This is a genomic window from Aestuariivirga sp., assembly GCF_020252405.1.
GTDB lineage: Bacteria > Pseudomonadota > Alphaproteobacteria > Rhizobiales > Aestuariivirgaceae > Aestuariivirga.
In genome coordinates, this window is sequence record NZ_JADCDA010000014.1 from 45,139 (window position 1) to 72,065 (window position 26,927).

Annotated in this window: 27 protein-coding genes; 21 read left to right on the plus strand and 6 right to left on the minus strand. The window is 65.1% G+C overall.

The features are described 5' to 3' along the window. The first annotated feature begins 4 nt into the window (after positions 1-4). The 4 genes from IOC69_RS03285 (at position 5) to IOC69_RS03300 (ending at position 3,840) form a co-directional block, all read left to right on the plus strand. Positions 5-601, plus strand: a complete 597-nt coding sequence (locus IOC69_RS03285) for an HAD family phosphatase (RefSeq protein ID WP_290542099.1) — start codon at positions 5-7, stop codon at positions 599-601. Positions 602-771: 170 nt separating this feature from the next. Continuing rightward, positions 772-2,478, plus strand: a complete 1,707-nt coding sequence (locus tag IOC69_RS03290; RefSeq protein ID WP_290542100.1) for a tetratricopeptide repeat protein — start codon at positions 772-774, stop codon at positions 2,476-2,478. A 16-nt stretch (positions 2,479-2,494) separates the two neighbouring features. Next, positions 2,495-3,328: a 4-(cytidine 5'-diphospho)-2-C-methyl-D-erythritol kinase gene (locus IOC69_RS03295; protein WP_290542101.1), complete on the plus strand. Its 834-nt coding sequence runs from the start codon at positions 2,495-2,497 to the stop codon at positions 3,326-3,328. A 98-nt stretch (positions 3,329-3,426) separates the two neighbouring features. Further along, positions 3,427-3,840 (plus strand): DUF559 domain-containing protein, encoded by a 414-nt coding sequence (locus IOC69_RS03300; protein ID WP_290542102.1) that lies wholly within the window; start codon positions 3,427-3,429, stop codon positions 3,838-3,840. Between the two features lie 145 nt (positions 3,841-3,985). Here IOC69_RS03300 and IOC69_RS03305 read toward each other — a convergent pair whose 3' ends face one another. After that, positions 3,986-5,005: a polyprenyl synthetase family protein gene (locus IOC69_RS03305; protein WP_290542103.1), complete on the minus strand. Its 1,020-nt coding sequence runs from the start codon at positions 5,003-5,005 to the stop codon at positions 3,986-3,988. 147 nt (positions 5,006-5,152) lie between these two features. Here IOC69_RS03305 and IOC69_RS03310 point away from each other — a divergent pair, with 147 nt between their 5' ends. From IOC69_RS03310 to IOC69_RS03355, 10 genes are all read left to right on the plus strand, one after another. Next, the gene (locus IOC69_RS03310; RefSeq protein ID WP_290542104.1) at positions 5,153-5,935 is read left to right on the plus strand and encodes a methyltransferase; all 783 of its coding nucleotides are present in this window, start codon (positions 5,153-5,155) and stop codon (positions 5,933-5,935) included. A gap of 178 nt (positions 5,936-6,113) precedes the next feature. Continuing rightward, positions 6,114-6,827 carry a S49 family peptidase gene (locus tag IOC69_RS03315; protein WP_290542105.1) on the plus strand — a complete coding sequence of 238 codons (714 nt, stop codon included), beginning with the start codon at positions 6,114-6,116 and terminating at the stop codon, positions 6,825-6,827. Between the two features lie 31 nt (positions 6,828-6,858). Continuing rightward, positions 6,859-7,044 carry a hypothetical protein gene (locus IOC69_RS03320; RefSeq protein WP_290542106.1) on the plus strand — a complete coding sequence of 62 codons (186 nt, stop codon included), beginning with the start codon at positions 6,859-6,861 and terminating at the stop codon, positions 7,042-7,044. Positions 7,045-7,159: 115 nt separating this feature from the next. Further along, positions 7,160-8,071 (plus strand): glycine--tRNA ligase subunit alpha, encoded by a 912-nt coding sequence (locus tag IOC69_RS03325; protein WP_290542107.1) that lies wholly within the window; start codon positions 7,160-7,162, stop codon positions 8,069-8,071. Between the two features lie 75 nt (positions 8,072-8,146). Beyond that, positions 8,147-8,386 carry a CDGSH iron-sulfur domain-containing protein gene (locus IOC69_RS03330; RefSeq protein ID WP_290542108.1) on the plus strand — a complete coding sequence of 80 codons (240 nt, stop codon included), beginning with the start codon at positions 8,147-8,149 and terminating at the stop codon, positions 8,384-8,386. A gap of 60 nt (positions 8,387-8,446) precedes the next feature. Further along, a complete protein-coding gene (glyS, locus tag IOC69_RS03335) occupies positions 8,447-10,459 on the plus strand; it encodes a glycine--tRNA ligase subunit beta (RefSeq protein ID WP_290542109.1) in 2,013 nt (670 codons plus the stop codon). Between the two features lie 334 nt (positions 10,460-10,793). Next, on the plus strand, positions 10,794-12,029 hold the full coding sequence (locus IOC69_RS03340) for an MFS transporter (RefSeq protein ID WP_290542110.1): 1,236 nt from the start codon (positions 10,794-10,796) through the stop codon (positions 12,027-12,029). Between the two features lie 131 nt (positions 12,030-12,160). After that, complete coding sequence (ppdK, locus tag IOC69_RS03345; protein ID WP_290542111.1) at positions 12,161-14,836, plus strand: pyruvate, phosphate dikinase; 2,676 nt, start codon at positions 12,161-12,163, stop codon at positions 14,834-14,836. Between the two features lie 260 nt (positions 14,837-15,096). Next, positions 15,097-15,984 carry a cell wall hydrolase gene (locus IOC69_RS03350; protein ID WP_290542112.1) on the plus strand — a complete coding sequence of 296 codons (888 nt, stop codon included), beginning with the start codon at positions 15,097-15,099 and terminating at the stop codon, positions 15,982-15,984. A 254-nt stretch (positions 15,985-16,238) separates the two neighbouring features. After that, positions 16,239-17,522, plus strand: coding sequence for an amidohydrolase family protein (locus IOC69_RS03355; protein ID WP_290542113.1), 1,284 nt, complete (start codon positions 16,239-16,241; stop codon positions 17,520-17,522). Positions 17,523-17,747: 225 nt separating this feature from the next. Here IOC69_RS03355 and IOC69_RS03360 read toward each other — a convergent pair whose 3' ends face one another. The 3 genes from IOC69_RS03360 to IOC69_RS03370 all read right to left on the minus strand — a co-directional run bounded on the left by IOC69_RS03360 (position 17,748) and on the right by IOC69_RS03370 (position 20,091). After that, on the minus strand, positions 17,748-18,488 hold the full coding sequence (locus tag IOC69_RS03360) for an SDR family oxidoreductase (RefSeq protein WP_290542114.1): 741 nt from the start codon (positions 18,486-18,488) through the stop codon (positions 17,748-17,750). A gap of 409 nt (positions 18,489-18,897) precedes the next feature. Then, a complete protein-coding gene (locus IOC69_RS03365; RefSeq protein ID WP_290542115.1) occupies positions 18,898-19,332 on the minus strand; it encodes a hypothetical protein in 435 nt (144 codons plus the stop codon). A gap of 63 nt (positions 19,333-19,395) precedes the next feature. Next, a complete protein-coding gene (locus tag IOC69_RS03370) occupies positions 19,396-20,091 on the minus strand; it encodes a hypothetical protein (RefSeq protein ID WP_290542116.1) in 696 nt (231 codons plus the stop codon). A gap of 290 nt (positions 20,092-20,381) precedes the next feature. On the opposite strand from IOC69_RS03370, the gene IOC69_RS03375 reads away from it, so the two are divergent. From IOC69_RS03375 to der, 7 genes are all read left to right on the plus strand, one after another. Then, on the plus strand, positions 20,382-20,945 hold the full coding sequence (locus tag IOC69_RS03375; RefSeq protein WP_290542117.1) for an NnrU family protein: 564 nt from the start codon (positions 20,382-20,384) through the stop codon (positions 20,943-20,945). Then, entirely contained in the window at positions 20,945-21,514 is a 570-nt protein-coding gene (locus IOC69_RS03380) for an NnrU family protein (RefSeq protein ID WP_290542118.1), read from the plus strand. Before IOC69_RS03375 ends, IOC69_RS03380 begins: the two co-directional genes overlap by 1 nt. A 23-nt stretch (positions 21,515-21,537) precedes the next feature. After that, positions 21,538-22,356: a 3-methyl-2-oxobutanoate hydroxymethyltransferase gene (gene panB / locus IOC69_RS03385; RefSeq protein WP_290542119.1), complete on the plus strand. Its 819-nt coding sequence runs from the start codon at positions 21,538-21,540 to the stop codon at positions 22,354-22,356. A 243-nt stretch (positions 22,357-22,599) separates the two neighbouring features. Then, positions 22,600-22,725 carry a hypothetical protein gene (locus IOC69_RS03390; protein WP_290542120.1) on the plus strand — a complete coding sequence of 42 codons (126 nt, stop codon included), beginning with the start codon at positions 22,600-22,602 and terminating at the stop codon, positions 22,723-22,725. A 194-nt stretch (positions 22,726-22,919) separates the two neighbouring features. Beyond that, positions 22,920-23,576, plus strand: a complete 657-nt coding sequence (locus IOC69_RS03395) for a tetratricopeptide repeat protein (protein ID WP_290542121.1) — start codon at positions 22,920-22,922, stop codon at positions 23,574-23,576. Further along, positions 23,573-23,848: a hypothetical protein gene (locus IOC69_RS03400; RefSeq protein ID WP_290542122.1), complete on the plus strand. Its 276-nt coding sequence runs from the start codon at positions 23,573-23,575 to the stop codon at positions 23,846-23,848. The genes IOC69_RS03395 and IOC69_RS03400 overlap by 4 nt, the downstream gene beginning before the upstream one ends. After that, positions 23,845-25,191 carry a ribosome biogenesis GTPase Der gene (gene der / locus IOC69_RS03405; RefSeq protein WP_290542123.1) on the plus strand — a complete coding sequence of 449 codons (1,347 nt, stop codon included), beginning with the start codon at positions 23,845-23,847 and terminating at the stop codon, positions 25,189-25,191. Before IOC69_RS03400 ends, der begins: the two co-directional genes overlap by 4 nt. A gap of 46 nt (positions 25,192-25,237) precedes the next feature. On the opposite strand, the gene IOC69_RS03410 is transcribed toward der, so the two are convergent. Then, positions 25,238-26,185, minus strand: coding sequence for a carbohydrate kinase family protein (locus IOC69_RS03410; protein WP_290542124.1), 948 nt, complete (start codon positions 26,183-26,185; stop codon positions 25,238-25,240). Positions 26,186-26,217: 32 nt separating this feature from the next. Continuing rightward, a partial coding sequence (locus IOC69_RS03415; RefSeq protein WP_290542125.1) for a 2-oxo acid dehydrogenase subunit E2 occupies positions 26,218-26,927 on the minus strand: 710 nt, incomplete at its 5' end.

Here is a 26,927-nt window from a genome sequence, read left to right on the forward strand (position 1 = left end):
CTCGATGAACGTCGTCTTTGACATCGGAAATGTGCTGATCCACTGGGATCCGCGCGCCCTCTACCGCAAGATTTTTGCAACCGGGGACGAGGTGGAATGGTTCATCGCCAATGTCTGCACGCAGGACTGGAACCTCGAGCAGGACAGGGGGCGCAGCTTCGCCGAGGGTGTCGCCGCGCTCACCGCGCTCTTTCCCGGGCATGCCGGGGCGATTGCCGCCTATGATCTGCGCTGGCATGAGACGGTGACGGGTCCGATCGACGGGAGCGTGGCGATCCTCGATGAGCTGCGCGCGTCAGGCACGCCGCTCTATGCGATCACCAACTTCAATCAGCACAAGTTCAGGGAGGCGCTTCAGCGCTTTCCCTTCCTTGGCCTGTTCCGCGACACCGTCGTCTCCGGCGACGAGCGGGTGCTGAAACCGGACGCCGCAATCTACCACCTGCTGCTGGAGCGGAACGGGCTTGCGGCGGGGGACTGTGTGTTCATCGACGACAGCTTGAGAAATGTCGAGGGTGCGGTGGCGGTGGGGATGAAGGGCGTGCACTTCACCACGCCCGAGGCGCTGCGCCGGCAACTGGCGGCGCTGGGAGTGCTGTAACCGGGCCCGTGGCGGGCAGGCCGGAGCAGGCCGGAGGAGGGCATATTCCCGCGGTTCCCGCCGTCCGCCGCCACCCTTGCCCTCATCCCAAAAACACCGCATTTTGCGGCAAGAACCAAATCACCCCGAAACGCGGGCGAACCTCTTTCGCCCGGCTGCTGAAATGGACGATGATGACGGCACTTCTGCGCACTGCACTTGCTTCGCTTCTGCTCGCCTCCGTTCCCGCTGCCGCCGCGTTTGCCTATGATCCCTCGGTCTCGGGCAATTATCTGGCGGGCCGCTCGGCCGCCAAGCTGCGCGACAACGATCTGGCGTCCGGCTATCTCAGCAACGCGCTCAATTCCGACATCGGAAACCCGGTCCTCACCGAAAAGATCTTTCTGCTCGAACTCTCCGAAGGCAACATCCCGAAGGCGGAGGAATTCGCCGCGGAAGTGCTGAAGTTCAACAGCCAGCAACGCATGGCGCGCATCGTGCTCGGCGTGAAGGACTTCAAGGCCCGGCAATACGCGGCGGCCCGCGGGAACTTCGGGCAGTCGGCCTATACGCCGGTGGGCGAGCTCACCTCATGGCTCCTCGCCGCCTGGTCCCATGCCGGCGAGGGCGATCTCAACCCCGCGCTCAAGACGCTGGACCGGCTGGACTCGAACGAGAGCTTCGCCAACTTCAAGACCTTCCACGAGGCGCTGATCGCCGACTATCTCGGCAACGCGATGCGTGCCGAGGGCGCCTACAAGAGGGCCTATGAGGCCGCGGGAAGCTCGCTGCGCATCGTCCAGGCCTACGGCAATTTCCTGGAGCGCCACGGCCGCGCCGCCGAAGCCCAGGCGCTTTACCGCGGCTTTCTCGAAGGCGACGACAATCCGCTGATCCAGGCCGCGCTCCAATCCTCGCTGAAGGGTCAGGCGCCGCGGCCCTTCATTTCCTCTCCCACCGACGGCGCGGCGGAAGCGCTGTTCTCGCTCGCCACCTCGATGAACGACGAGCAGTCAGTTGACGTGGCGCTGCTCTATATCCAGCTTGGCATTTCGCTCGGCGCGGATTCCGACATCATGTACACCCTGCTGGGCGACACCTATGAAAGCATGAAGCGCTATGACAAGGCGCTCGCCGCCTATAAGAGGGTGCCGGCCGCCTCGCCGCTCCGCGTCAATGCCGACATGGAGGAGGCCGTCTCGCTCCAGCAGCTGGGCCGCAAGGACGAGGCGCTCGCCGGGCTCAGGGCCATCGTCGCGGCGAACCCGAAGAACTATGACGCCATCGTCACGCTTGGCAATCTTCACCGCGCCAACGAGGACTTTGCCAATGCCGCCGCCACTTATGACCAGGCCATCGCGCTTGTCGAAAAGCCCGGCCCGTCCAACTGGCGCCTCTTTTATTTCGACGGCATCTCGCATGAGCGCCTGAAGCAATGGGACGTGGCCGAAAAACAGTTCCGCAAGGCGCTCGAGCTTTCGCCCAACGAGCCGAACGTGCTCAACTATCTCGGCTACTCGATGATCGAGAAGAAGATCAATCTGCACGAAGCCCTCGAAATGGTGAAAAAGGCCGTCGAGCTGAAGCCCAATGACGGCTACATCACCGACAGCCTCGGCTGGGCCTATTACCAGCTTGGCGATTATGAACAGGCCGTCATCTATTGCGAGAAAGCGGTGGAGCTGCTCCCGGCGGACCCGACCATCGCCGATCATCTGGGCGACGCCTATTGGCGCGTCGGCCGCACGCTCGAAGCCAAGTTCCAGTGGCAGCACGCCAAGGACAACAAGCCCGAGCCCGGGGAGCTGAAGACGATCGAGGACAAGCTCAAGAACGGCCTGCCGCCGGTCGAGCCCGTGACGCCCGCGCAGAACGGCGCGCCCAAAACCAACGGCTGACGCGCCGGAGCGCGTCATGCTGCGGCCTCTCACGCTGTTCGCGCCCGCCAAGGTGAACCTGGCGCTGCATGTGCTGGGACGCCGCGCGGACGGCTATCACGACCTCGATTCGATCGTCGCCTTCGCCGATGTGGGCGACCGTCTCACCTTCACGCCGGCGACGGACTTCGCCATCACTGTCAGCGGCCCCTTTGCCGCCGCCCTGCCGCAGGTCGCGGACAACATCGTTGCCCGGTCATGGAGCGCGGCGCAGACGATTGCGCGCAGGCGGGGCAGGGCGGTGCCGCCCGTCAGCGTGCATCTCGAAAAGAACCTTCCCGTCGCCTCGGGCATTGGCGGCGGCTCGGCCAATGCGGCTGCGGCGCTGAAGGGCTTCCTCCGCCTCGCCGGCATCGGCGAGATCGATGCGGAGGTCACCGCCGTGGGCCTCTCCATCGGCGCTGACGTTCCGGTCTGCCTGTCCGGCATCGCCTGCCGCATGCAGGGTGTGGGCGAACGCATCGCGCCTATTTCCGGTTTCGCGCCGCTCCCGGCGATCCTCGTCAATCCGCTGGTCGAAGTCTCCACGCCTGCGGTTTTCAAGGGTCTTGCGCTGGAGAAGGGCCAGTCCTACCGCACCCCCATCGCCGACACGCGCGACCCTGCCCTGTGGCGCAACGATCTGGCCGCTCCGGCCATCGCCCTCGCGCCGGCGATCGGCGAGGTCCTGCAACGCCTTACGGCCACGCCCGGCGTCACCAGAGCCTTCATGTCCGGCTCCGGCGCCACCTGCGTGGCCCTGTGCAGGGATGAGCGCGTCACACCCGGCCTCGACCCGGCCTGGTGGGTGGCCCGAACGGTGCTGTCATAAGAAAATCGTCTCCGCGGGTCCTCCGCCCATTGGCTGCGCCAACGGGAGATGGCGATGGATCCGCCGGTCCTTCTCCCGTCCCGCAGGGATGGGAGAAGGTGGCCAAAGGCCGGATGAGGGCTCTTGCCACCCGCAGGAACATCAATCATTTTGATGAAATGGCCATGCTCTCCCCGCAGCAGCTTGAGCGCGCGCGCCGTCTTCGCCGGATTGACACCGAGTGCGAGCGCCGCCTGTGGGCCAAGCTGCGTGACCGCCGGCTGAACGGCTTCAAATTCGTCCGGCAATTGCCTGTTGGCCCATTTGTGGCCGACTTCGCGTGCCGCGAAGTCATGCTGATCGTCGAAGTCGACGGCGCAACGCATTCGACGGCTGAGGAACACTCCTACGACGCACGGCGAACGGTTTATCTCGAAGCGAATGGCTGGCGCGTGCTGCGCGTTCGGAATGACGACGTGCTGCGGAACATAGATGATGTTCTCGAAGGGATTGTGACGGCCGTTGTGCGGTGAAAGCCCTCATCCGGCCTGTCGGCCACCTTCTCCCATCGCTTTGCGACGGGAGAAGGACTCGCGGCCCCGTCGCCTTCTCCCGTCCCGCAGGGATGGGAGAAGGTGGCCAAAGGCCGGATGAGGGCCTCTCTCCGCGGGTCCGCTGCTAATAGGCCCGCGCCACGCAGAACTCCACCGCCTCGAGCATGGCGTCCTTCAGGCTCGAACCCGGAAAAATCGCCAGGGCATCGCGGGCAATGTCGCCATAGTGGTTGGCGCGGTCGATGGTGTCCTTCAGCGCGCCGTGGCGTTCCATCAGCTTCCTGGCGTAGATGAAATCATCCGCCGACTGATCGCCGACCTCCAGCGTGCGCTTCCAGAAGTTCCGTTCTTCCACCGTGCCGCGGCGGTAGGACAGAACCACGGGCAGCGTGATCTTGCGCTCGCGGAAATCATCGCCAACGCCCTTGCCCAGCTTCTCGGTCGAGCCGGAATAGTCCAGCGCGTCGTCGATCAGCTGGAAGGCGACGCCGAGGTTGCGGCCATAGGATTCGAGCGCGGCCTGTTCGCTGGAGGGGCGCTTCGCCACCACCGCGCCCACCTCCGCCGCGGCCGAAAACAGGGCCGCGGTCTTGGCCGCGATCACCTGCATATAGGCGTCTTCGGTGGTGGACATATCCTGCGAAACGGAGAGCTGAAGCACCTCGCCCTCGGCGATGACGCAGGCGGCATTCGAGAGAATCCGCAGCGATTCGAGCGAGCCCGTCTCCACCATCATCTTGAAGGCCTGGCCGAGGAGATAGTCGCCCACCAGCACGCTGGCCTGGTTGCCCCAGATGACGCGGGCGGCCTGCTTGCCGCGCCGGAGGTCGCTCTCGTCGACCACGTCGTCATGCAGCAATGTCGCGGTGTGCATGAATTCCACCGCGGTTGCAAGTTTCAGGTGATGCTCGCCCTCATAGCCCGCCATGCGGGCCGCGGCCAGCGTGAGCATCGGGCGGATCCGCTTGCCGCCGGAATTGATCAGATGGTTGGCGATCTCGGGGATCAGCTCGACATGGCTTCGCGCATGGCTGAGGATTGCTTCATTCACCCGCTCCATATCGGGCTGGGTGAGCTTCACCAGCGGTTCGATGCCGGCGCGCTTCTTGTTGCCCGCTCCGTCGAGCGCAATGACGACTCCCATCGGGACTGCCTGCCTTCCAACATTCTTTGCGCCGTTAAAGCACAGCGGGGCCGGGAGGCCAATATGACGCAACGCCACGCCCGCCCTTGCCCCCCCGGCTCAGTCTCGGTAACGTAACGCTAACCCTGACGTCGCAACATGCCCCAGATGATCACCGCTGATTCCCATCACGTTCCGCCCTCTCTGACCGACGATGGCTTCCTCGGCGGACGCCTCCATATCCTCCAGCCGGAGAAGGGCTTCCGCGCCGGCATCGATTCGGTGCTTCTCGCCGCCGCCGTGCCCTGCGAACCCGGCGAGAGCGTGTTCGAGGCGGGGATGGGTCCCGGCGTCGCCGCCCTGTGTCTGCTTGCCCGCAACCCGGAGGTGCAGGTGACGGGCATCGAGGTCGCCACGCGCTATGTGATGATCTGCGAGGAAAATGCCAGGCGCAATGGCATGCAGGACCGGCTTCACGTCATCCATGCCGACCTGCGCGATGCCCTGCGGCGGGACCAGAACGTCATGCCCGCCCCCGGCAGCTTCGCCCACGCCATGTGCAACCCGCCCTTCTTCGACGAGGCGAAGTCGACGTCCTCGCCGCACCTGCTCAAGTCCCAGGCCCACGCCTTCGGGCCGGACGATCTCGAACTCTGGGTCAAGCTTCTTTACACCATGCTCGGCCCCCGTGGCAGCGTCACCCTGATGCATCGCCCGGAATCGCTGTGCCAGATCCTCGGCGCCATGGAAAACCGATTCGGCGACATCCATATCGCCCCCCTGTTTCCCCGCCGCGGCGCGCCCGCCTCGCGCATTCTTGTCCACGGCATCAAGGGCTCGAAGGCGCCGCTGCAGATATTGCCGGGCCTCGTCCTGCATGGCGACGGCAACGAATTCACCAAGGAGGCCGATGCCATGCTGCGGAGTGGGGGGGCCTTCGTCCTGCGCTGATCCGCGCCTTGCCTGACGGCAGCCGCACACCTATGTGAAGCGCATGGGCAATTCCGGCTTTTTCGACGCCATCATTCCGCTCCGCTTCCGCAAATCGGTGCCGGTGGTCACCCACGTCAGGCTTGAAGGCGCCATCGGCATCGGCACGCCGCTCAGGCCCGCGCTCACGCTGAAGTCGGTGAACGATACGCTGGAGCGCGCCTTTGGCAGAAAGGGCGTCTCTGCGGTTGCCATCTCGGTCAATTCGCCCGGCGGCTCGGCCGTGCAATCGGCGCTGATTCATGCGCGAATCCGGGAGCTTGCGGCGGAAAAGAATTTGCCCGTCCTGGTCTTCTGCGAGGATGTCGCGGCCTCGGGCGGCTATTGGCTTGCCTGTGCGGGAGACGAGATCTACGCCGATGAAAGTTCGGTGGTGGGCTCGATCGGCGTCATCTACGCCGGTTTCGGCTATGTCGAGGCGATCGCCAAGCTTGGCATCGAGCGCCGCGTTCACACGGCGGGCGAAAACAAATCGATCCTTGACCCCTTCAAGCCTGAACGCATTGAAGATGTTGAACATTTGAAGTCGCTTCAGGCCGATATCCATGACGCCTTCAAGACATTGGTGAAGGCCCGGCGCGGCGGCAAGCTGAAGACCGATGATCCGGACATCTTCTCCGGCGCCTTCTGGGTAGGCCGCCAGGCGCAGGCCCGCGGGCTGGTCGACGGCATCGGCCACATGCACCCGGTGCTCAAGCGCCGCTTCGGCGATAAACTTGTTGTCAAAAACGTGTCGCCGGCCCAGGGCTGGGGCCTCAAAAGGCTCGGTTTTGGCATCGAAGTAACTGATATTGCTGAAAACACCATGGATGCTCTCGAAACGCGTGCATTGTGGTCCCGTTTCGGCTTATGATCGTATTTTTGGAGGCTGATAGGAGGTCCCGATGGTTGTGCTGAAGCTCTTCACGCTGTTCGCCGCAGCCGTGCTGTCATTCTTCGTCATCAGGCTGATGATGAGGCGTCATATGCAACCGGTCCGCGTCCGGACCAGCCGTCCCAACCGGCAGCCCAACCAGATTCGCCGTCTCCGCCAGGACCCACGCACCGGCATCTATTACCCCGAGGCTTAACCCGCGGAACCAGCGTCCTCAGCGCATGTTCCGGAGCATGATCTTATCGTAAAAGCGGGTTCCGCTTTTGCGGACAGTGCGCTAAAGTCCGGCGCGCTTTCCCGAGGCGGACCGCATGGCATTAAATCCTACCCAATCCTTCCAGGACTTGATTTTGACCCTCCACGAGTATTGGGGAAGCAAAGGCTGCGTCATTTTGCAGCCCTATGACATGGAGGTGGGTGCAGGCACCTTCCACCCCGCCACAACCTTGCGCTCGGTGGGGCGCAGGCCCTGGGCTGCGGCCTATGTTCAGCCCTCGCGCCGCCCCAAGGACGGCCGCTATGGCGAGAACCCCAATCGCCTGCAGCACTATTACCAGTACCAGGTGATCATCAAGCCATCGCCGCCCGACCTGCAGGACCTCTATCTGGGTTCGCTCGAAGCCATCGGCATTGACCGTGCGCTGCATGACATCCGCTTCGTCGAGGACGACTGGGAAAGCCCCACGCTGGGCGCCTGGGGGCTGGGCTGGGAAGTCTGGTGCGACGGCATGGAGGTCTCGCAATTCACCTACTTCCAGCAGGTCGGCGGGCTGGATTGCGCGCCGGTCTCGGGCGAACTGACTTACGGCCTCGAGCGCCTCGCCATGTATGTGCAGGGCGTCGACAATGTGTATGACCTGAACTTCAATGGCCAGGAAGGCGCAAAGCGGATCTCCTATGGCGACGTCTTCCTTCAGGCCGAGCAGGAATTCTCGCGCTATAATTTCGAGCACGCCAACACCGGGGCGCTGCTGAAGCACTTCGAGGATGCGGAGGCCGAGTGCAAGGCGCTGCTTGCCGCGGGCGACCGCGACACGCGCCATGAAATGGCACTGCCGGCCTATGACCAGTGCATCAAGGCGTCCCACACCTTCAACCTGCTTGATGCGCGCGGCGTCATCTCGGTCACCGAGCGCCAGGCCTATATTCTGCGTGTGCGCGAACTCGCCAAGGGCTGCTGCGAGGCCTGGAGCAAGACGGCGGGCGGCGGCGGCGTTGCATGATACCCCGGGGTTGACTAGGTGCGGGTGACTGCCGATACCGTAACTCGATCAATGACCAAATCAGGGGAGCCTTCCATGTCCGAACCCACCATTGCCCAGAAGTCGCCCATCCCCGTCGAGGTCGAGGCCGGCAAGGATTACTGGTGGTGCTCCTGCGGCCAGTCCAGGAACCAGCCCTTCTGCGACGGCTCGCACAAGGGCTCGTCCTTCACGCCGGTGAGGTGGACGGCGGAGGAGTCCGGCCGCAAGTTCTTCTGCGCCTGCAAGCACACCAAGCAGCCGGTGTTCTGCGACGGCAGCCACAAGGCGCTGTGACCCCGAGGGGTGACAAGCCGGGAGGAGGCTGCTAATCGGCGGACCCTCCCGGAGTGCCTGATGCCTGAACTTCTGATCGAACTGTTTTCCGAGGAAATCCCCGCCGGCATGCAGGCCAGAGCGGCGGAAAACCTTCGCCAGATGGTCACCAATGCCCTGGTCGGGGCGGGCCTCACCTATGAGGGCGCCCAGGCCCATGGCGGGGCGCGCCGCCTGGTGCTCTCGGTCGAGGGGCTGGACGCAAAGGCGGCGGATGTGAACGAGGAGCGCAAAGGTCCCCGCGTCGATGCGTCCCAATCCGCCATCGAAGGCTTCCTCAAATCGACGGGCCTCAGCCTCGGCCAGCTCAGGGTGCAGGATGACAAGAAGGGCCAGTTCTATCTGGCCGTCATACGCAAGCCCGGCCGCACGGCCACGGACGTCGTTGCTGACATCGTGCCGGACATCGTGCGCAAGTTCCCCTGGCCCAAGTCGATGCGCTGGGGGTCCGGCCCGCTTCGCTGGGTGCGCCCGCTGCATTCCATCGTCTGCACCTTCGATGGCGAGGTCGTGCCCTTCGAGATCGACGGTATCCGCAGCGGCAACATCACCCGCGGCCACCGCTTCATGGGCGCGCAGCACATCGAGGTGCGCCGCTTCGAGGACTATGCGCTGAAGCTGGCGAAGAACTTCGTGGTCGTCGATGCCGGTGCGCGCGTCGAGACGATCCGCACGGAAGCGCGCAATCTCGCCTTCGCACAGGGCCTCGAACTGATCGAGGACGAGGGCCTCCTGAAGGAAACCGCAGGCCTCGTCGAATGGCCCGTGGTGCTGATGGGCAGCTTCGATGAAAGCTTCCTCTCGGTTCCGCCGGAGGTGATCGCCACCTCGCTCAAGACCCACCAGAAGTGCTTTGCCCTTCGCCATGCCGCGACGGGCAAGCTTGCCAACCGCTACCTGCTGGTGTCGAACCTCGTGGCCAGGGACGGCGGCAAGACCATCGTCGCCGGCAACAACAAGGTCATCGCCGCCAGGCTCTCGGACGCCAAGTTCTTCTGGGACCAGGACCGCAAGGTGAAGCTGGAGGAGTGGGCGAAGAAGCTTGACGCCATCACCTTCCACGCCAAGCTCGGCAACCAGGGCGAACGCGTGCAGCGCATCGAAACGCTTGCTGCAGAGATTGCGAAGAAGATCGGCGCTGACCCTGAAAAGGCCAGGCTCGCCGCGCGCCTCGCCAAGGCCGACCTCGTCACTGGCATGGTCGGCGAATTCCCCGAACTGCAGGGCCTGATGGGCCGCTACTACGCGCTGGATCAGCACGTGGACCCGGACGTCGCCGATGCAATCCGCGATCACTATAAGCCGGTGGGGCCGACTGATTCCATTCCGGTGTCCGCTGTGGGTCAGGCTGTTGCCTTGGCTGACAAGCTCGACACGCTCAACGGCTTCTGGTCCATCGATGAAAAGCCCACGGGCTCCAAGGATCCTTACGCGCTGCGCCGTTCCGCGCTCGGCGTCATCCGCATCATCCTCGACAAGAACCTGCGTCTGCCGCTCGCCTTCTGCGGCGACGACCTCATCGCCTTCTTCGCCGATCGCCTGAAGGTGCACTTGAAGGAACAGGGCAAGCGGCATGACCTGATCGATGCGGTCTTCGCGCTCGGCAACCAGAATGACCTGCTGATGGTCACGAAGCGCGTCGAGGCGCTGTCGAGCTTCCTCGAGACAGAGGATGGCAAGAACCTGCTGGCCGGCGTCAAGCGCGCATCCAACATTCTCCGCATCGAGGAGAAGAAGGACGGCAAGTCGTTTGATGGCGACGTGAACATCGCCCAGCTCATCAAGGGCGAGGAGAAGGCGCTGCACACGGCGATCACCCAGGCCATGGGCCAGCTGCGCCGGGCGCTGCGCGAGGAGGATTTCGCCGCGGCCATGACGGCGCTCGCCAAGCTGCGCGTGCCCGTCGATGCCTTCTTCGAGCATGTGACGGTCAACGACAAGGACGCCACCTTCCGCGAAAACCGCCTGCGCCTCCTGAACCACATCCGCGCCGCCACGGCGGAAGTGGCGGATTTCTCGAAGATCGAGGGGTGAAGACCACACCCGACTTCCCCCGCTGGGGATTGTCTTCTGGATGCTCATTCTGTCTTCTCCCGCTTCTTCAGCGGGAGAAGAAGGGACCCGTTGCGGAACGCAACGGGGAGATGAGGGAAAACGGGCGCTGTATTTGGTCCGGAGACGGCATTCCCTCACCTCCCCCAACTTCGTTGGGTCCCCTTCCTCTCCCGCAGGGCGGGAGAGGACGATGGGCCGTCTCCAGCCGGACAGCATTCATTAGACAGAGCCACGCCCTCCAAGCAATGCTGGTCCCAGTGATTTGGCAAAGGTGCCGTTTGGACCTAGGCCGCCGCTTTGTTATGCAGTGTCTATGACCGCCCCCTCCGCCTACACGCCGGACAGCCGCCATGCCTGGATCAGGCTGTTCATCTCGCTGGTGCTCGCCGTGGTGGGCGGCATCGGGCTGTGGCTCGCTGTGGTGGTGCTGCCGACGATCCAGGCCGAGTTCGGGGTGGACCGGGCAGGCGCGTCCTTCCCTTACACCGCCACCTTCCTCGGCTTCGCGGCCGGCGGCTTCGTGATGGGCAAGCTGGCGGACAGGTTCGGCATCACCGTGCCCATCACCATCGCGGGCGTTGCGCTGGGTGCCGGCTTCTTCCTCGCGGCCATATCGACGAGCTACTGGCAGTTCGTCGCCGTGCAGGCGGTGTTCATCGGCTTCCTCGGTTCGGCTGCCACCTTCGGGCCGCTGGTGGCGGATGCCTCGCAGTGGTTCCTCAAGCGCCGCGGCATTGCGATTGCCATCGTGGCGAGCGGCAACTACATCGCGGGCGCCATCTGGCCACCCTTCATGCAGGCCGCGATTCAGAGCTATGGCTGGCGCTGGACCTACATGGCGATCGGCGTGCTCTGTGTTGTGGTCATGGTGCCGGGCGCGCAGCTTCTGAGGAAGCGCCCGCATTTCCATGATTCGGCAAGCCCCGCGAGCCGCGGCGCCGGCCAGAAGGGCCTTCTGCCCCGCCACCGCTTCCTGTTCCCCGCCCTCGTTCTGGCGGGGCTTTCCTGCTGTGTCGCCATGTCGATGCCGCAGGTCCACATCGTCGCCTATTGCGCCGATCTCGGTTATGGCCCGGCGCGCGGGGCCGAAATGCTGTCGATCATGCTGGGCTTCGGCGTGCTGAGCCGCCTCGTCTCCGGCCTTGTCGCCGACAAGTTGGGTGGCCTCACAACACTCATCGCCGGCTCCGCCATGCAGACGCTGGCGCTCATCGCCTATATCCCCTTCGACGGGCTGGCCTCGCTCTATGTCGTCTCCGCCATCTTCGGGCTGTCCCAGGGCGGCATCGTGCCAAGCTATGCGCTGATCATCCGCGATCATTTCCCGGCGCGCGAGGCGGGCACGCGCATCTCGACTGTCTTGACCGCCACCGTCTTCGGCATGGCGCTGGGCGGCTGGATGTCAGGCGAGATCTATGACTGGACGGGCTCCTACACCATGGCCTTTCTCAATGGCGTGGCCTGGAACGTGCTGAACCTGTCGATTGCCCTGTGGATCCTCTTTGTGCGTTACCCCCGCAGCCCGTCGCTTACGCCTGCCGCCGCCTGAGGCCTGCCACGCCGCCGTGTCGCATCAGCGATATTGCGTTGCACGCATCACGGTCCTGTGATTGTCTAACGTGCGGGCCGCTGCCCGGTAGAAGCCTTCATAAGCGACGTCAAGCAATGGGAAGACCTGTCATGGCGGCTGAAAGCGCGAAATTCGTTTATTCCTTCGGTGGCGGTTCGGCGGAAGGCCGCGCCGAAATGAAGGCGCTGCTGGGCGGCAAGGGCGCGAACCTTGCGGAAATGGCCAATCTTGGCTTGCCGGTTCCTCCCGGCTTCACCATCTCGACCGAAGTCTGCACCGCCTTCTACAAGAACAACCGCGCCTATCCGCAAGGCCTCGAAGCCCAGATCGGCGACGCACTGGCGCGGGTCGAGAGGATTGCCGCGGCCGGGTTCGGCAACGCCGCCAACCCGCTGCTGGTTTCCGTGCGCTCCGGGGCGCGGGCCTCGATGCCCGGCATGATGGATACGGTGCTGAACCTCGGCCTCAATGACTCAACCGTCGAGGGCCTTGCCGCCCGCTCGGGCGACCGGCGCTTCGCCTTCGACAGCTACCGCCGCTTCATCTCGATGTATTCGGACGTGGTGCTCGGCGTTGACCATGCCGAGTTCGAGGACATTCTCGGCGGCTTCAAGGAAGAGCGCGGCTACACGCTCGACACCGAAGTCACCGCCGGGGAATGGCAGGGCCTCATCGCGCGCTATAGGGCGCTGGTGGAGGAGGCTTCGGGAAAGCCCTTCCCGCAGGACCCGCATGAACAGCTGTGGGGCGCCATCGGCGCGGTGTTCAAGTCGTGGAACGGCGCGCGCGCCATCACCTACCGCAAGCTCAACAGCATTCCGGAGGACTGGGGCACGGCCGTCAACGTGCAGGCCATGGTCTTCGGCAATATGGGCGAGACGTCGGCCACCGGTGTGGCCTTCACCCGCAACCCGGCCACGGGGGCGCGGGAGCTTTATGGCGAGTTCCTCGTCAACGCCCAGGGCGAGGACGTGGTGGCCGGCATCCGCACGCCGCAGAACATCACCGAAAGGGCCCGCATCGAGGCGCACTCCGAGGCCCCCTCGCTCGAGCACATCATGCCGGAGACCTTCACCGAGCTGCAGGCCAATTTCGACCTCCTGGAGCGCCACTACCGCGACATGCAGGACATGGAATTCACCATCCAGGACGGCAAGCTCTGGATGCTGCAGACGAGGACGGGCAAGCGCACCGCCAGGGCCGCGCTCAAAATCGCGGTGGACATGGCCGCCGAAGGCCTGATCACCAGGGCGGAGGCCGTGCAGCGCATCGACCCCGCCTCGCTCGACCAGCTGCTCCACCCGACGCTGGACCCCAAAGCCAGGCGCGAGGTGATCGCCACCGGCCTTCCTGCCTCGCCCGGCGCGGCCTCCGGCGAAATCGTGTTCGACGCCGACGAGGCGGAGCGGCTGAAATCGCTGAACCGCCGCGTCATCCTGGTGCGCATCGAGACGAGTCCCGAGGACATTCACGGCATGCATGCCGCCGAGGGCATTCTCACCACGCGCGGCGGCATGACGTCCCACGCGGCTGTCGTGGCGCGCGGCATGGGCAAGCCCTGCGTCTCTGGCGCCGGAGCATTGCGCATCGACTATGCGGCGGGCGCCCTCACGGTCATGGGCGTGACGCTGAAGAAGGGCGACACCGTCACGGTGGACGGCTCCACCGGCCAGGTGATGAAGGGCGAGGTGGCCACCATCAAGCCCGAACTCTCCGGCGACTTCGCCACACTGATGGCCTGGGCGGATGGCTTCCGCCGCATGGGTGTCCGCGCCAATGCCGAAACCCCGCTCGATGCCCGGACAGCGCGCGACTTCGGGGCGGAGGGCATCGGCCTGTGCCGCACCGAGCACATGTTCTTCGATGCCGGGCGCATCGTCGCGGTGCGCGAGATGATCATCGCCGACAAGGTGGAGGCCCGCCGGGCAGCGCTCGCCAAGCTGCTGCCGATGCAGCGGAACGACTTCATCGAGCTGTTCGAGATCATGGCGGGGCTTCCCGTCACCATCCGCCTGCTCGACCCGCCGCTCCACGAATTCCTGCCGCAGGCCGAGCATGAAATCGAGGAGGTGGCGGAGCAGATGGGGGCGAACCCGGACCAGCTCCGCGCCCGCGTGGCGGAGCTCAAGGAGTTCAACCCCATGCTGGGCCACCGCGGCGTGCGGCTGCTCATCTCCTACCCCGAGATTGCCGAAATGCAGTCCCGCGCCATCTTCGAGGCGGCGACCGAAATCCACCGCCGCACCGGCCAGGCGCCGATCCCGGAGGTCATGGTGCCGCTCGTCGCCTCCCGCGCCGAGCTGGACCGGGTGAAGGAGCGGATCGTGGCGGTGGCCGAACAGGTGGCAAAGGAATCAGGCGTGGCTGTCGCGTATTCGGTCGGCACCATGATCGAGCTGCCGCGCGCCGCGCTGCTCGCCGCCGAGATCGCCCAATCGGCGGATTTCTTCTCCTTCGGCACCAATGACCTCACTCAGACCACCTTCGGCATCAGCCGTGATGACGCCGCCCGCTTCATCGGCGAGTACACGTCCAAGGGCGTGTTCAAGACCGACCCCTTCATCTCGCTCGATATCGAGGGGGTGGGCGAGCTGATCCGCATCGCCACCGGGCGGGGCCGTGCGGCAAGGCCCGGCCTCAAGGCCGGAATCTGCGGCGAGCATGGCGGCGACCCTGCCTCCATCGCCTTCTGCGAAACCGTGAATCTTGACTATGTGTCATGTTCGCCTTTCCGGGTGCCTATTGCCCGCCTCGCCGCAGCCCAGGCAAGCCTTTCGAAACAATAGGTTTTTCCGAATTGTGGCAGGGGGTTAACCACGCCTTCACCTTGTCACGGTTCAGGCCCAAAAGTGACGATCCCGGGTTGCCCGCATGGTTAACCTATGTTAAACGGGACCCCGATAGACTACCGCGATCTTAACAGCGCCGTAAAAAATTGCGGCCCACGGTGTGTCGAGGGGAAGTGAAGAAAACAGCGCGTCGAAAAAAAGCAGGGCCCGTCGGCTTCTGGGACATCGAGAACCACGCCACACCGAGGAAGCGAGGCGTGCTTGCCGACCATGGTCCCATGGTCGTCGCCGGGGTAATGCTTGTTCTGGCTTTCGCCTTTGCCGGTCACTACATGGGGCAGAACGCTGTGGCCCATAATGCCGACCCGGGCGACACCATTGAAAATCTTTTCGGCCCGTCCTCCAACATTCTCGCCAAGAGCTCACTGGCGCCGGAACAGGTCGGCCTCCCGGCGGCTGGCTCTTCCGCATTCACGTCCCAGTCCGTTTATCAGGAGCAGACCGTCGCGAGCGGCGGCAAGGGCGACAAGCCTGTGGTGCTTCAGGCCACCATCGTCGAAAAGCAGCAGGTGCGGATCGTTCCCGCCTCCGTCAACATGAGCGAGGACGACACGCAGACCCCCAGTGTGATCGTCAAGGGTCCGTCGCCGCATAAGGTGTTGCAGGGCATCCAGCTCAAGCGCACGGTCGCCGCCGCCCGGAAGCCCGCCGGCCAGGCGGCCCAAAAGGCCATCGCCATGCGCCGCTTCCAGGCGGCCGAGGAAAACTGCCTCGCCCGCGCGGTCTATTTCGAGGCCCGGTCGGAGTCGCAGCTGGGCCAGCTGGCAGTCGCCAAGGTCATCCTCAACCGCGTCAAGGACCCGGAATATCCGAAGTCGATATGCGGCGTGGTCTATCAGGGTTCGGGCCGCCGCAACTCCTGCCAATTCTCCTTCGCCTGTGACGGCCTGCCGGACGATGTGCGCAGCGCCGCCGCCTGGGCCAACGCCAAACGTATCGCCCAGATGGCCATGTCGGGTGACGCGAAGGTGGCCGCCATCGGCACGGCCACCAACTACCACGCGGACTACGTCAACCCCAAATGGGCCAAGAGCATGAAGCGCCTGATCAAGATCGGCCGCCACGTGTTCTACGAAGAGGGCTGACCGGCCTGCATGGCAGGGTTCGGCAGGGCGCCTTCGGGCGCTCTTTTTGTTTCGGTCGCTCCCCGCTGGCGCATGATCCCAACGCAAAAGTGGAACCCGCTTTTGCGATAAGATCATGCTCCAGCTTATGATCGGGCGCATGTTTCGACCAGGCGGTTCCACCTGATCGGAATATGCTCGGGACGGAGCGCCAGCTTCCACTGGCATGACGGCAAGGTGTGGGGTTAATCTCCGCGAATCGAGTGGGGTTCCTTATGATCGGTCTTCTGGTGAAAAACGCGACGCTCGCCGATGGGCGCAAGGTGGATATTGCCTGTGCGGGCGGCAAGATCGCCGAAGTGTCTCCCGTTATCACAGCCGAGGCGCGCGAGACCATCGATGCCACGGGCTGTCTCGTGTCGCCGCCCTTCATTGACGCGCATTTCCACATGGATGCGACGCTGTCTCTTGGGCTTCCGCGCTACAACCAGTCCGGCACGCTGCTCGAAGGCATCCGGCTGTGGGGCGAACTGAAGCCGCTGCTGACGCATGAGGCGGTGATCGAGCGGGCGATGCGCTATTGCGACCTTGCGGTCAGCCAGGGGTTGCTCGCCATCCGCACCCATGTGGATGTGTGCGACGACCGGCTGCTCTGCGTCGAGGCGCTGCTTGAAGTCAGGAAGCGCGTCAAGCCCTATATCGACCTGCAGCTCGTCGCCTTCCCGCAGGACGGCTTCTACCGCGATCCCTCGGCCAGGACGAACCTGCTGCGCGCGCTCGACCTCGGTGTCGATGTGGTGGGTGGCATTCCGCATGGCGAGCGCACCATGGCGGATGGGGCGCGGAGCATGACGGAGCTGTGCGCGATCGCGGCTGAGCGCGGGCTGCTTGTCGACATTCATTGCGACGAGACCGATGACCCGTGGTCGCGTCATGTCGAGGCGCTCGTCTATGAGACGCAGCGGCTGGGGCTCAAGGGGCGTGTGGTCGGCTCGCACCTCACATCGATGCATTCGATGGACAATTATTATGCCTCGAAGCTGATCGGGCTGATGGCGGAGGCTGAGCTCCATGCCACGCCCAACCCGCTCATCAACATCACGCTGCAGGGCCGGCATGACACCTACCCCAAGCGCCGCGGCATGACGCGCGTGCCGGAGCTGCGCGCGGCGGGGATCACGGTCTCCTTCGGCCACGACTGCGTGATGGACCCCTGGTATCCCCTCGGCCAGGGCGACATGCTGGAGGCGGCCTCCATGGGCATCCACGTCGCGCTGATGACGAGCCCGGAGCAGATGCGCTGGGCCTTCGATGCGGTGACGGTGAACCCGGCGAAGGCGCTGCATCTTGAAGGTTACGGCATCGAGAAGGGCTGCAATGCCGACTTCGTGGTGCTGCAGGCGAAGAACCCGGTGGAGGCGCTGCGGCTCAAAGCCAACCGCCTGAAGGTGATCAGGCGCGGCAAGGTGATCGCCGAGACGCCGGAACGGGTGGCGGCGCTGCATCTGGACGGGCGCCCGGCCACGGTGAATGGAGCAGATTACGCGCCGAGGGCGTGAGGCGTGCGCGTCCTCTCAGCTTCCGGGGGAGAGCCACCGTGTTGAGCATCAAGCTGCATTTGCGAATTGAACACGCATCCTGCCTAAAGCATGATCCGCAAAAGTGAAACCTGCCTTTGCGGTAAGAGCATGCGCCAGTTTTGCATTAAGGCGGAGGAGGCGTTTGTGGGCGGGCGGGCTCCCTTTTTCTCCCGCCCGACAAACGGGAGAAGACTGACGGAGGGCTTACCCCCGGCCGATATAGGGCATTTTCGTCGCCATCACCGTCACGAACTGCGCGTTGGCCTCCAGCGGCAGGGACGCCATGTGGACGACCGTCTTCGCCACGTTGGCGACATCCATGGTGGGCTCCGGCGCCACCGCGCCATTGGCCTGCGGCATGCCGGGTTTCATCCTCTCGGTCATTTCCGTTGCGGCATTGCCGATGTCGATCTGGCACACCGCGATGTCATATTTGCGGCCATCGAGCGAGCCGGACTTGGTGAGGCCCGTCACGGCATGCTTGGTCGAGGTATAGGGCGCGGAATTGGGCCGCGGCGCGTGGGCCGAGATCGAGCCGTTGTTGATGATGCGCCCGCCGCGCGGCGTCTGTTCCTTCATCACGCGGAACGCCTCCTGCATGCAGTAGAACACACCCGAGAGATTGACGTTCACCACATTCTGCCACATTTCGACCGGCAGGTCCTCAAGCAGGATGGTTCCGGGCGCCCCGGTTCCGGCATTGTTGAAAAGAACGTCGAGACGTCCGAACCTGGCCTTCGCCGCGGCAAAGAGCGCCTTCACCGATTTCGGATCGGACACATCCGTGGGAACCGCAAGCGCCGTGCCGCCGATGTCCGTCGCCACGGCATTGAGCAGATCGGCGCGGCGGCCGGCCAGCGCCACGTGATAGCCCTCGCGCGCGAAGGCGAGCGCCACCGCCTTGCCGATCCCCGAGCCCGCACCCGTCACCATCGCAACTTTCATCCGTTCCCCCTCAGGTCCTTCCATGCCGTCACGAAATCGCGCGCGGCCTTGCCGGTATCTTGCGGGCTCATGCCCGGCTTGTAAATGCTGAAGCCGACGCGGAAGCCGGCGCAGCCCGCGTCAGCCCACTCCCGCATGCTGGCGGGCGTGACGCCGCCCACCGCATAGAGCCGCGCGTCGCGCGCCGGCGCCAGGTGCTGCGAAGGCCTCCGTCGGCGTGGACACGCCGGGCAGCGGCGTTAATGCAATTTCAGGTCAAGTGGACACCGGTTGACCGTCGAAAATGCGACCAAACAAAGAGACAGAGCAGGTTTCGATTCCACTGAACCGCGACCTGCCATAGGCCGCCGCGGCAAGGCGGCGGACCGGCCGGAACATGTGGCGGAGCGGCCCGCCGCCGCGTGATGATTTACCAGTTGCGCGCGGAGAAGATGTAAAGACGCAGCGCACCGTTGCTGCCGACCTGCACGCCGGCCACCTGCCAGGGCTGCACGCCCGCTTTGGCAAGAGCGGCAGCCGTTGCCGGGTTGGCGGCCAGGTTCTTCCGCAGCTTGGCGACGCCGGCGGCGTTGCGCTGGGTCATGATCCTGAATTCCTGCCAGTCCGGAACGTCTCCGTTGAACATCGGGACCGTCGGCACATCGAGCCGGATGACGCCGACGCTCGGCACCTTCTTGATGCCGGGGATCTGGTTGGCCCGCGTGCCAGCCATCTGAATTGCGGAGATGGCCCATTGCACGTCAATGTTGGTCACCTGCGCCAGCGCAGCGGGCACAGCGGCCGGAAGGATCGCGGCGGCGGAAAGCAGAACGAATGCAAGGGGCAGGACCCCGCGGGATTTCATGGCGCCTCCGGACTACAACTGATCCAGTCTAGCCGGTGCCGCGGGGCCGTTCAAATTCAAATTTCATGGTTCGGCGGCGTGCAGCGACTGCAAGGTCATGGCCGGATCGAGATTCCGAATGCCGTCGATCGCGCCGTACAGCATGTTCTTGAGCTGCGGGCGCAGCCGCGGCGGCACGTCCTTCTCGTCGCCCAGCAGGAAGCTCCGCAGCGAAAAGCGGCGGTGCGACATGATCGCCCGCAATTCGCCATCCACCTTGTCGATGACGATCACCGGACCCGGCCCGCCCTCGGGAAGGGAGGTTCCCACGAAGCGGCTGACGACGGGCGCCAGCAGGTCGGGCGCCAGCATCTCCTCCAGCGTCACGGCGGCCTTCAGCGAGGCCGGATCGCGGTCAACGACAAAGAGGATGCACAGCCGGAAGCCCATGGCGGCGGCCTTCCCGTGCAGCCCGATCCCGCCCGCCGCCTCGCAGAAGCGGGCGAACTGGGCGCCCGGCACGTCAATGACATAGTCGCGCCCGGTGCGGGCCAGCAGGATGCCGAAGAGCTTCGCCCGGCTGTTTTCCTCGCCCATGTCGATCAGCGCGGTGCGCCCGGGGAAGTAGGCGCGCAGCGCGCCCTCCGGGGCGCTCAGGTCGAAGCAGAAAGGGTCGCGCTCCGCGATCAGCAGATGGTCGACGAGGATGCGGGCGAGCAGCGTCTTGCCGTTGCGGCCGCGGTCCGAGCAGACGATGTAGATGGTGGGCGGTGCGGGCATTCGATCGGTTTCGGACAAAGCGCCCCCTGGCAGGCAGGCTGATTCCTCCCCGCGGCGGATGGCGCGGATTTAGCATGCCGTTCGCCGGTATGCGCCCGGTAAATGCCGCCGCCCACGGCGCAGCGCCGGTTCATGGCTTTGCCAGCCTCATCATCGACGGGGCCTGCCCCCCGGCCTTGCAACAGGCCAGGTGATCGCGCAGAGCATCGCGACCCTGCCCGCCGCGCTCCGCGGGCTTGGATCGGCCTGAATAATCTGGCACAAGCGGCGGCGGGAGAAGGAAACGCGACATGATTTTGCTCTACATCGGCAGCCTGCTGTTTGGCGGCATTCATCTCTTTTCGATCCTGTTTCCGGGCCTTCGGGACAGTTTCCGCGCCCAGCTCGGCGAAAGGCAATGGAAGGGGCTGTACGCACTCGTGTCGCTCGCCGGTCTTGCGCTGATGGCGGTGGGCTTCGGCCAGGCCCGCGCCGAGCCCGACGTGATCTATGACGGCGTTCCCGGGGCGAAGCACCTCACCATGCTCATGGTGCTTCTGGCCTTCATCCTGATCGGCGCCTCGCACGGCAAGGGTTATCTCAGGAAATGGCTGCACAACCCGATGTCGATCGGCATCGTGCTGTGGTCGGCTGGCCACCTGCTCGTCAATGGCCGCCGCGCCGACGTCTGGCTGTTCGGCGCCTTCCTGGTCGTCGGCCTGGCCGATATCGTCATGTCGGAGATCCGCGGAAAGCGACCGGACTATATTCCGCGCGCGCGCTCCGACATCATGGCCGTGGTCATCGGCATCGTGCTCTATGCGGTGTTCCTCTTCGGCTTTCATCCCTATGTTCTCGGCATCCCGGTGGCGTGATGCTGCTTCTTGCCCTTGGCGTCGTCTTCACGGCGGTGCTCCATCTGGTGGCGGCCGTGCCCGCGATCAAACGGCGCATCACGCGGCGCATCGGCGAAAAGACCTATGGCCCGGTCTTCGGCATCGCCTCGCTCGTTGGCATCGTGCTCATCGTGCTGGGCTGGCGCGCCTCCGGCTTCGTCCTCGTCTACGAGCCGCCGCAGTGGGGCTGGATTGCCAACGGCGTCCTCACCCTGATCGCCTTTGTTTTCCTCGGCATCTTCCTGTTCCGCGGTTCGTGGCGGCGGAAGCTGCGCTTTCCCATGGCCTTCGCGGCAATCTTCTGGGCCACGGGGCATCTGCTCGCCAATGGCGACATGGCCGGCATCATCCTGTTCGGCGGCTTCCTGATCTATGCGGTTCTGCACATCCTCATCGGCACGGCAAACGGCGTGAGGCCGTCGCCCGAGGTGCGCGGGGGCCATAATCTGCTTTCCGTCCTTGGCGGCATCGCGCTCTATGGCATCATGACCCAGCTTCACATGGCGCTGATCGGCGTGCCGGTGTTCCAGCTCCCCTTGCCGGGCTGATTCAGGGAGACTAGTCTCGGCCCATGTCGCAGCATGCCGCCATGCGCCGTCTGACGGCGCCCGAAATCACCGCCCGGAAGGGCAAGGACCCCATCGTCTCTCTCACCTCCTATCACGCCCATACCGCGGCGATTGCCGACAAATATGTCGACTTCCTGCTGGTGGGCGATTCGCTGGGCATGGTGATGCACGGCTTCGAGTCCACTTTGCCCGTGCCGCTGGAGCTGATGATCCTGCACGGCCGCGCGGTGATGCGCGGGGCCAAGCGCGCGCTCGTCGTGGTCGACATGCCTTTCGGCTCTTATGAGGAAAGTCCGCAGCAGGCCTTCCGCAACGCGGCCCTGGTGATGAAGGAAACCCAGTGCGGGGCCATCAAGATCGAGGGCGGCAAGCGCATGGCGGAAACCATCCGCTTCCTCTCCGAGCGCGGCATTCCGGTGATGGCGCATATCGGCCTCACGCCGCAGTCGATCAACATCCTCGGCGGCTTCAGGACGCAAGGCCGCGCCAGGGCGCAATGGGCCATCATCGAGGATGATGCCCAGGCCGTCACCGAGGCCGGCGCCTTCGCCGTGGTGCTGGAGGCCATTGCCGAGCCGCTCGCGGCGAAGATCACCGGGTCGATCCCGATCCCCACCATCGGCATCGGCGCATCACCCGCCTGCGATGGGCAAATCCTCGTCATGGAAGACATGCTGGGCCTGTCCCCGCGCGTGCCCAAGTTCGTCAAGGAGTTCGGCAAGGTGGGGGCTGCCATCGAGGGCGCCATCCGCATCTATGCCGAGGATGTTCGGAGCCGCGCCTTCCCCGCGCCTGAGAACACCTATGAGATGAAGGAGTAGCGCCTTCGCTATCGTCTCGCCGCCACGGGGCGGCACGAGGCGGCACGGGGGCCATCCGGAGCGAGGATGACTGTCGCGCCGCGGCAGTTCATGCTTGGCGCAGCGGCGCGTGCCGCACTTACGGCGCCCGCGTCGGCTCAGCAGCTCACCGGCGCCTTCACGGTTGCGGAATGATGTGCGTTTAACCCGTTGTTAACCGGGTGACAGTCAGCATGATGGTCCTCATCGAAACGGGGAGGAATCATGTTCTTCGAGGTTCTCGGGTTCTTGTCCGGCGGCGCCGGCATCGGCGCGGCCCTGTGGCTCATGTACCAGCGTGACAGCAGCCGGGTGGTCGAGGGCATCTACGGCGTGCGCCGCGGGCGCTAAAGCATGTCCCGTTCAGGCGGAACCGTCTGAACGAAAAGAACATGCGCAAGCGCATATGCCGGAGCATGATCTTGTCGCAAGAGCGGGTTCCGCTTTTGTGAGCTTCGTTCTGGCGCGCCTGAATTGCCTTGATCTTGCCTTGGGGCTGATCTACGCCGATTCTCAATCCCTTGGCTGATGTGAGGAGCCACGTTTTGAGTGACGAATCCCTGTTTCGCGAGGTGGACGAAGAGGTCCGCCAGGAACGCTTCAAGAAACTGTGGGGCCGCTATGGCAATGCCGTGATCGGCGCAGGCGTTCTCATTATTGTCGGTGTCGCCGGCATGGAAGGCTGGCGCTATGTCCAGCTGAAACAGTCGGAAGCCGCCGGTGACAAGTTCTTCGCCGCCGCCGGGCTGGTGGGAGCCGGCAAGGCTGCCGATGCGGTGAAGGATTTCGAGGCCATCGGCCAGACCGGCTTCGCGGATCTGGGCCGCCTGCGCGCCGCCGCCGAACTCGTGGCCGGCGCCAGGGCGGAGGAGGGCGTGAAGCTCTATGACGCGATCGCGGCCGATGCCGGCATCGACCAGACGCTGCGCGACATTGCGCGCATCCGCGCCGCCGCCGCACTGGCTGACAGCGAGGCTTTCGCCGATCTCGAGTCGCGCCTCAAGGAGTTTGCCGCTCCGGGCAACCCCTGGCGGCATGTGGCGCGCGAGATTATGGCCGCGGCGCAGTTCCGCCTCAAGGACTATGCCGGCGCCGACAAACAGGTGCAGGCGATCCTCGCGGATCCGGAAACGCCTGCCGCGCTGCGCAACCGCGCCGAGAAGATGTCTCAGCTCCTCCTGCCCATGGCGCCAGCGAAATGAGATTTGTCCCCCGGTTGCTGCTGGCGGCAGGCGCTCTGACGCTGCTTTCGGGCTGCAGCTATCTCGACACCGTGACGGGGCAGACCAACAACAAGGTCCTGCCGGGCCAGCGCGAGGACGCCATCCCCGGCCGCCCAACCTTCCCGGAAAAGCCGGACCCGCAGGTGGGTGCTGCCTCCAAGCCCGTCGGCACGGGCGCCGGCTGCGCCAGCAATGACCCGGCCTGCACGCCGCCCACCACCACCGGCGACACGTTCAAAGATCCGCAATGACCGCCACCGTCGCCATCATGGGGCGGCCGAATGTCGGTAAGTCGACCCTGTTCAACAGGCTGGTTGGCCGCAAGATCGCGCTTGTCGACGATCAGCCCGGCGTCACGCGGGACCGGCGCGAGGGCGAGGCGAATCTCGGCGGCCTGCGCTTCCGTGTCTTCGACACGGCGGGCCTCGACGACATCAGGGGCGACAGCCTGGAAGCGCGCATGAGCGCCCAGGCCGAGACGGCGGTGGACGATTCCGACGTCGTGCTTTTCGTCTATGACGCGCGCGCCGGCGTGACGCCGGTAGACCGCGAATTTGCCGGCCGGGTGCGCCGCCGCGGCAAGCCCGTCATCCTCGTCGCCAACAAGGCCGAGGGCAGGGGGCACGAGGGCGCCCTGCTGGAAGCCTTCGAACTGGGCTTCGGCGAACCGCTTGCCATTTCCGCCGAGCATGGCGAAGGCCTCGACCAGCTTTATGACGCGCTTCTTCCGTTCACGGAGCAAAAGGAAGGCGGGGCCCGGGAGGGCGAGGACCGGGGCGATGGCCCCTTGCGCCTCGCCATCATCGGCCAGCCCAATGCCGGCAAATCCACCCTCGTCAACACCATCCTCGGCGAGGACCGCATGCTGACCGGCCCCGAGGCCGGCATCACGCGCGATGCGATTTCCTCGGAATTCGATTGGCGCGGCCAGAGGATCAAGCTGTGGGATACGGCGGGAATCCGGCGGAAGTCGCGGGTTGTCGGGAAGATCGAGAAGCTCGCGGTGTCGGACGCGCTGCGCGCCATCCGCTTCGCCGAATGCGTGGTGGTGCTGATCGATGCCTCGCTCCCCGTCGAGCGGCAGGACCTCTCGCTCTGCGACCTCGTGGCGCGCGAGGGCCGCGCCGCAGTGCTGGCGCTGTCCAAGTGGGACCTCGTGGAGGAGAAGCAGAAGAAGCTCAAGGACGTGATCTCCACCCTCGAGGACGTGCTGCCGGAAATCCGCGGCGTCGCCGTCGTCACCCTGTCCTCGAAGCGGGAGAAGGGCATCGACAAGCTCCTCGAAACGGTGATGAAAGCCATGGAGCGCTGGAACCGCCGAATCCCGACGAGCCAGGTCAACCGCTGGCTTGAAAGCGCCATCGAGCGCAACCCGCCGCCCGCACCCTCCGGCCGCCGCATCAAGATCCGCTACGCAACGCAGGCCAGTGCGCGGCCCCCCACCTTCGCCATCTTCGGCAACCAGCTCTCCAAGATGCCGGAAAGCTATGTGCGCTACCTGATGAACGGTTTGCGCGAAAGCTTCGACCTGGGCGGCACCCCCATCCGCTTCAGCCTGCGGGGGGGAAAGAACCCCTTCGACAAGGACCGGTGAGCGGCGCTTCCTCTCCCGCCTGCTCATCGGGGGAAGACGCGTTTGCTCAGCCTTTCGTCTTCGTCGTTTTCATGAACGCCAGCGTGTGCGCGAAGTCCCTGACACCCGCCTGCGAGCCGAGCCCCGTGGCGTTCAGCGCCGAGGTGGCCTGTGCGAAGCGCACCGCCGTTTCCATGTCGAAACCCTGCACCAGCGCCACCGCGAAGCCCGCATCGAAGGCATCGCCGCAGCCGCAGGTGCATTTGACCTTGATGTCATAGGCGGGGACATGGAATTTGACGCCGCTCCGGTCATGGTAATAGGCGCCGTCGCCGCCCAGCGTCAGCACGCAGGCCTTGACGCCCATGTCGAGGAAGAACGCCGCCGTGCCGGCATGGTCGCTGCGGCCGCAGAGCGCCTGCGCCTCCTCGATCGAGGGCATGAAATAATCGGTATAGGGCAGCACCTGCGCGATGGCCGGCAAGTCCTTCGGGCTTCCGGCAAAGACATCCACCGTGGTCGTGGCGCCACGGGCCTTGGCGGCCTTCATGACGACGGCCGTCTGGCCCTTGTCCATGGCGTCCATCAGGCCAACGCCGCCGGCGTGGAACACCCTGGTGTCAGTGACGCGCGGGATCATCTCATCGGTCACGAAGAAGTTTGCGGTGGCGCCCTTCATGTGCAGTGCGGGGCGCGAGCCGTCGGCCCTGGTGGTCACGATGGAGGAGGATGTCTTCCAGCCGGGTTCGCGCTGCACGCCCCAGGTGTCGACGCCGAAATGCCGCAGGCGCTGCAGCACCCAGTCGCCCATCAGGTCGTCGCCCACGCCCGCGACGGCCAGCGTGGCGAGGCCCATCCTGGCCGCCGCGATGGAAGCGGTGCCGCCCGCGCCCGAAACGGCAAGCGTCAATTCGTCGATGAATGCGGTGCCGCCGCCCGCGGGCACTTCGGTGAAGGGCCAGCCCAGGCAGTCATAGGTGTAAAAGCCCATCGAGACATAGTCATAGCGCGGCATGGGTCACCTCCCGGTCAGGGCTGTGCCGGTCTTCAGGCCAGCATCAGCAACGGTTCTTCAATAAGGTTCCGCAGGGCCTGGAGCAACTCCGCACCCACCGCGCCATCGACCGCCCGGTGATCGCAGGAGAGGGTGCAGGTCATCCGGGTGGCCAGAACCGGCTGGCCCTTCACCGGCACGAAGCGCTCGACCGCGGACCCGACCGCGAGGATCGTCGCCTGCGGCGGGTTGATGATGGCGGTGAACTGCTCGATGCCATGCATGCCGAGGTTGGAGATCGCCGTGGCGCCGCCCTGATATTCCGGCGGGGCCAGCCTGCGGGCGCGGGCCCTTGCGGCAAGCTCCTTCATCTCGGCTGAAATGGCGGTCAGCGTTTTGGACTCGACGGCGCGGAGGACGGGGGTGAAGAGCCCGCCCTCGACGGCAACCGCCACGCCCACGTCGCTGGCGCGGTGCCGCAGGATCGAGTCCCCGGCCCAGGTGACATTGGCGGCAGGCACCTTCTGCAGCGCCACGCCCATGGCCTTGATGATGAAGTCGTTGATCGAGAGCTTCCAGGCGGGCTTGCCGCCGGCGTCCCTGGGGGCGGCGGCGTTGAGGCGCCCGCGCGTGGCCAGCAGCGCGTCCAGCGTGCAGGTGATGGACAGATAGAAATGCGGGACGGTCTGCTTCGACACGGTGAGCCGCGCCGCAATGGTGCGGCGCATGGCGTCCATGGGGAGGATGTCGAAGCTTCCGGGGG

Bases quoted from the DNA above. Each gene is read 5' to 3' on its own strand.
- IOC69_RS03285 (WP_290542099.1), top strand. From the start codon at position 5: ATGAACGTCGTCTTTGACATCGGAAATGTGCTGATCCACTGGGATCCG.
- IOC69_RS03290 (WP_290542100.1), top strand. From the start codon at position 772: ATGATGACGGCACTTCTGCGCACTGCACTTGCTTCGCTTCTGCTCGCC.
- IOC69_RS03295 (WP_290542101.1), top strand. From the start codon at position 2,495: ATGCTGCGGCCTCTCACGCTGTTCGCGCCCGCCAAGGTGAACCTGGCG.
- IOC69_RS03305 (WP_290542103.1), bottom strand. From the start codon at position 5,005: ATGGGAGTCGTCATTGCGCTCGACGGAGCGGGCAACAAGAAGCGCGCC.
- IOC69_RS03310 (WP_290542104.1), top strand. From the start codon at position 5,153: ATGATCACCGCTGATTCCCATCACGTTCCGCCCTCTCTGACCGACGAT.
- IOC69_RS03320 (WP_290542106.1), top strand. From the start codon at position 6,859: ATGGTTGTGCTGAAGCTCTTCACGCTGTTCGCCGCAGCCGTGCTGTCA.
- IOC69_RS03325 (WP_290542107.1), top strand. From the start codon at position 7,160: ATGGCATTAAATCCTACCCAATCCTTCCAGGACTTGATTTTGACCCTC.
- IOC69_RS03330 (WP_290542108.1), top strand. From the start codon at position 8,147: ATGTCCGAACCCACCATTGCCCAGAAGTCGCCCATCCCCGTCGAGGTC.
- glyS (WP_290542109.1), top strand. From the start codon at position 8,447: ATGCCTGAACTTCTGATCGAACTGTTTTCCGAGGAAATCCCCGCCGGC.
- IOC69_RS03340 (WP_290542110.1), top strand. From the start codon at position 10,794: ATGACCGCCCCCTCCGCCTACACGCCGGACAGCCGCCATGCCTGGATC.
- ppdK (WP_290542111.1), top strand. From the start codon at position 12,161: ATGGCGGCTGAAAGCGCGAAATTCGTTTATTCCTTCGGTGGCGGTTCG.
- IOC69_RS03355 (WP_290542113.1), top strand. From the start codon at position 16,239: ATGATCGGTCTTCTGGTGAAAAACGCGACGCTCGCCGATGGGCGCAAG.
- IOC69_RS03360 (WP_290542114.1), bottom strand. From the start codon at position 18,488: ATGAAAGTTGCGATGGTGACGGGTGCGGGCTCGGGGATCGGCAAGGCG.
- IOC69_RS03365 (WP_290542115.1), bottom strand. From the start codon at position 19,332: ATGAAATCCCGCGGGGTCCTGCCCCTTGCATTCGTTCTGCTTTCCGCC.
- IOC69_RS03370 (WP_290542116.1), bottom strand. From the start codon at position 20,091: ATGCCCGCACCGCCCACCATCTACATCGTCTGCTCGGACCGCGGCCGC.
- IOC69_RS03375 (WP_290542117.1), top strand. From the start codon at position 20,382: ATGATTTTGCTCTACATCGGCAGCCTGCTGTTTGGCGGCATTCATCTC.
- IOC69_RS03380 (WP_290542118.1), top strand. From the start codon at position 20,945: ATGCTGCTTCTTGCCCTTGGCGTCGTCTTCACGGCGGTGCTCCATCTG.
- panB (WP_290542119.1), top strand. From the start codon at position 21,538: ATGTCGCAGCATGCCGCCATGCGCCGTCTGACGGCGCCCGAAATCACC.
- IOC69_RS03390 (WP_290542120.1), top strand. From the start codon at position 22,600: ATGTTCTTCGAGGTTCTCGGGTTCTTGTCCGGCGGCGCCGGCATCGGC.
- IOC69_RS03400 (WP_290542122.1), top strand. From the start codon at position 23,573: ATGAGATTTGTCCCCCGGTTGCTGCTGGCGGCAGGCGCTCTGACGCTG.
- der (WP_290542123.1), top strand. From the start codon at position 23,845: ATGACCGCCACCGTCGCCATCATGGGGCGGCCGAATGTCGGTAAGTCG.
- IOC69_RS03410 (WP_290542124.1), bottom strand. From the start codon at position 26,185: ATGCCGCGCTATGACTATGTCTCGATGGGCTTTTACACCTATGACTGC.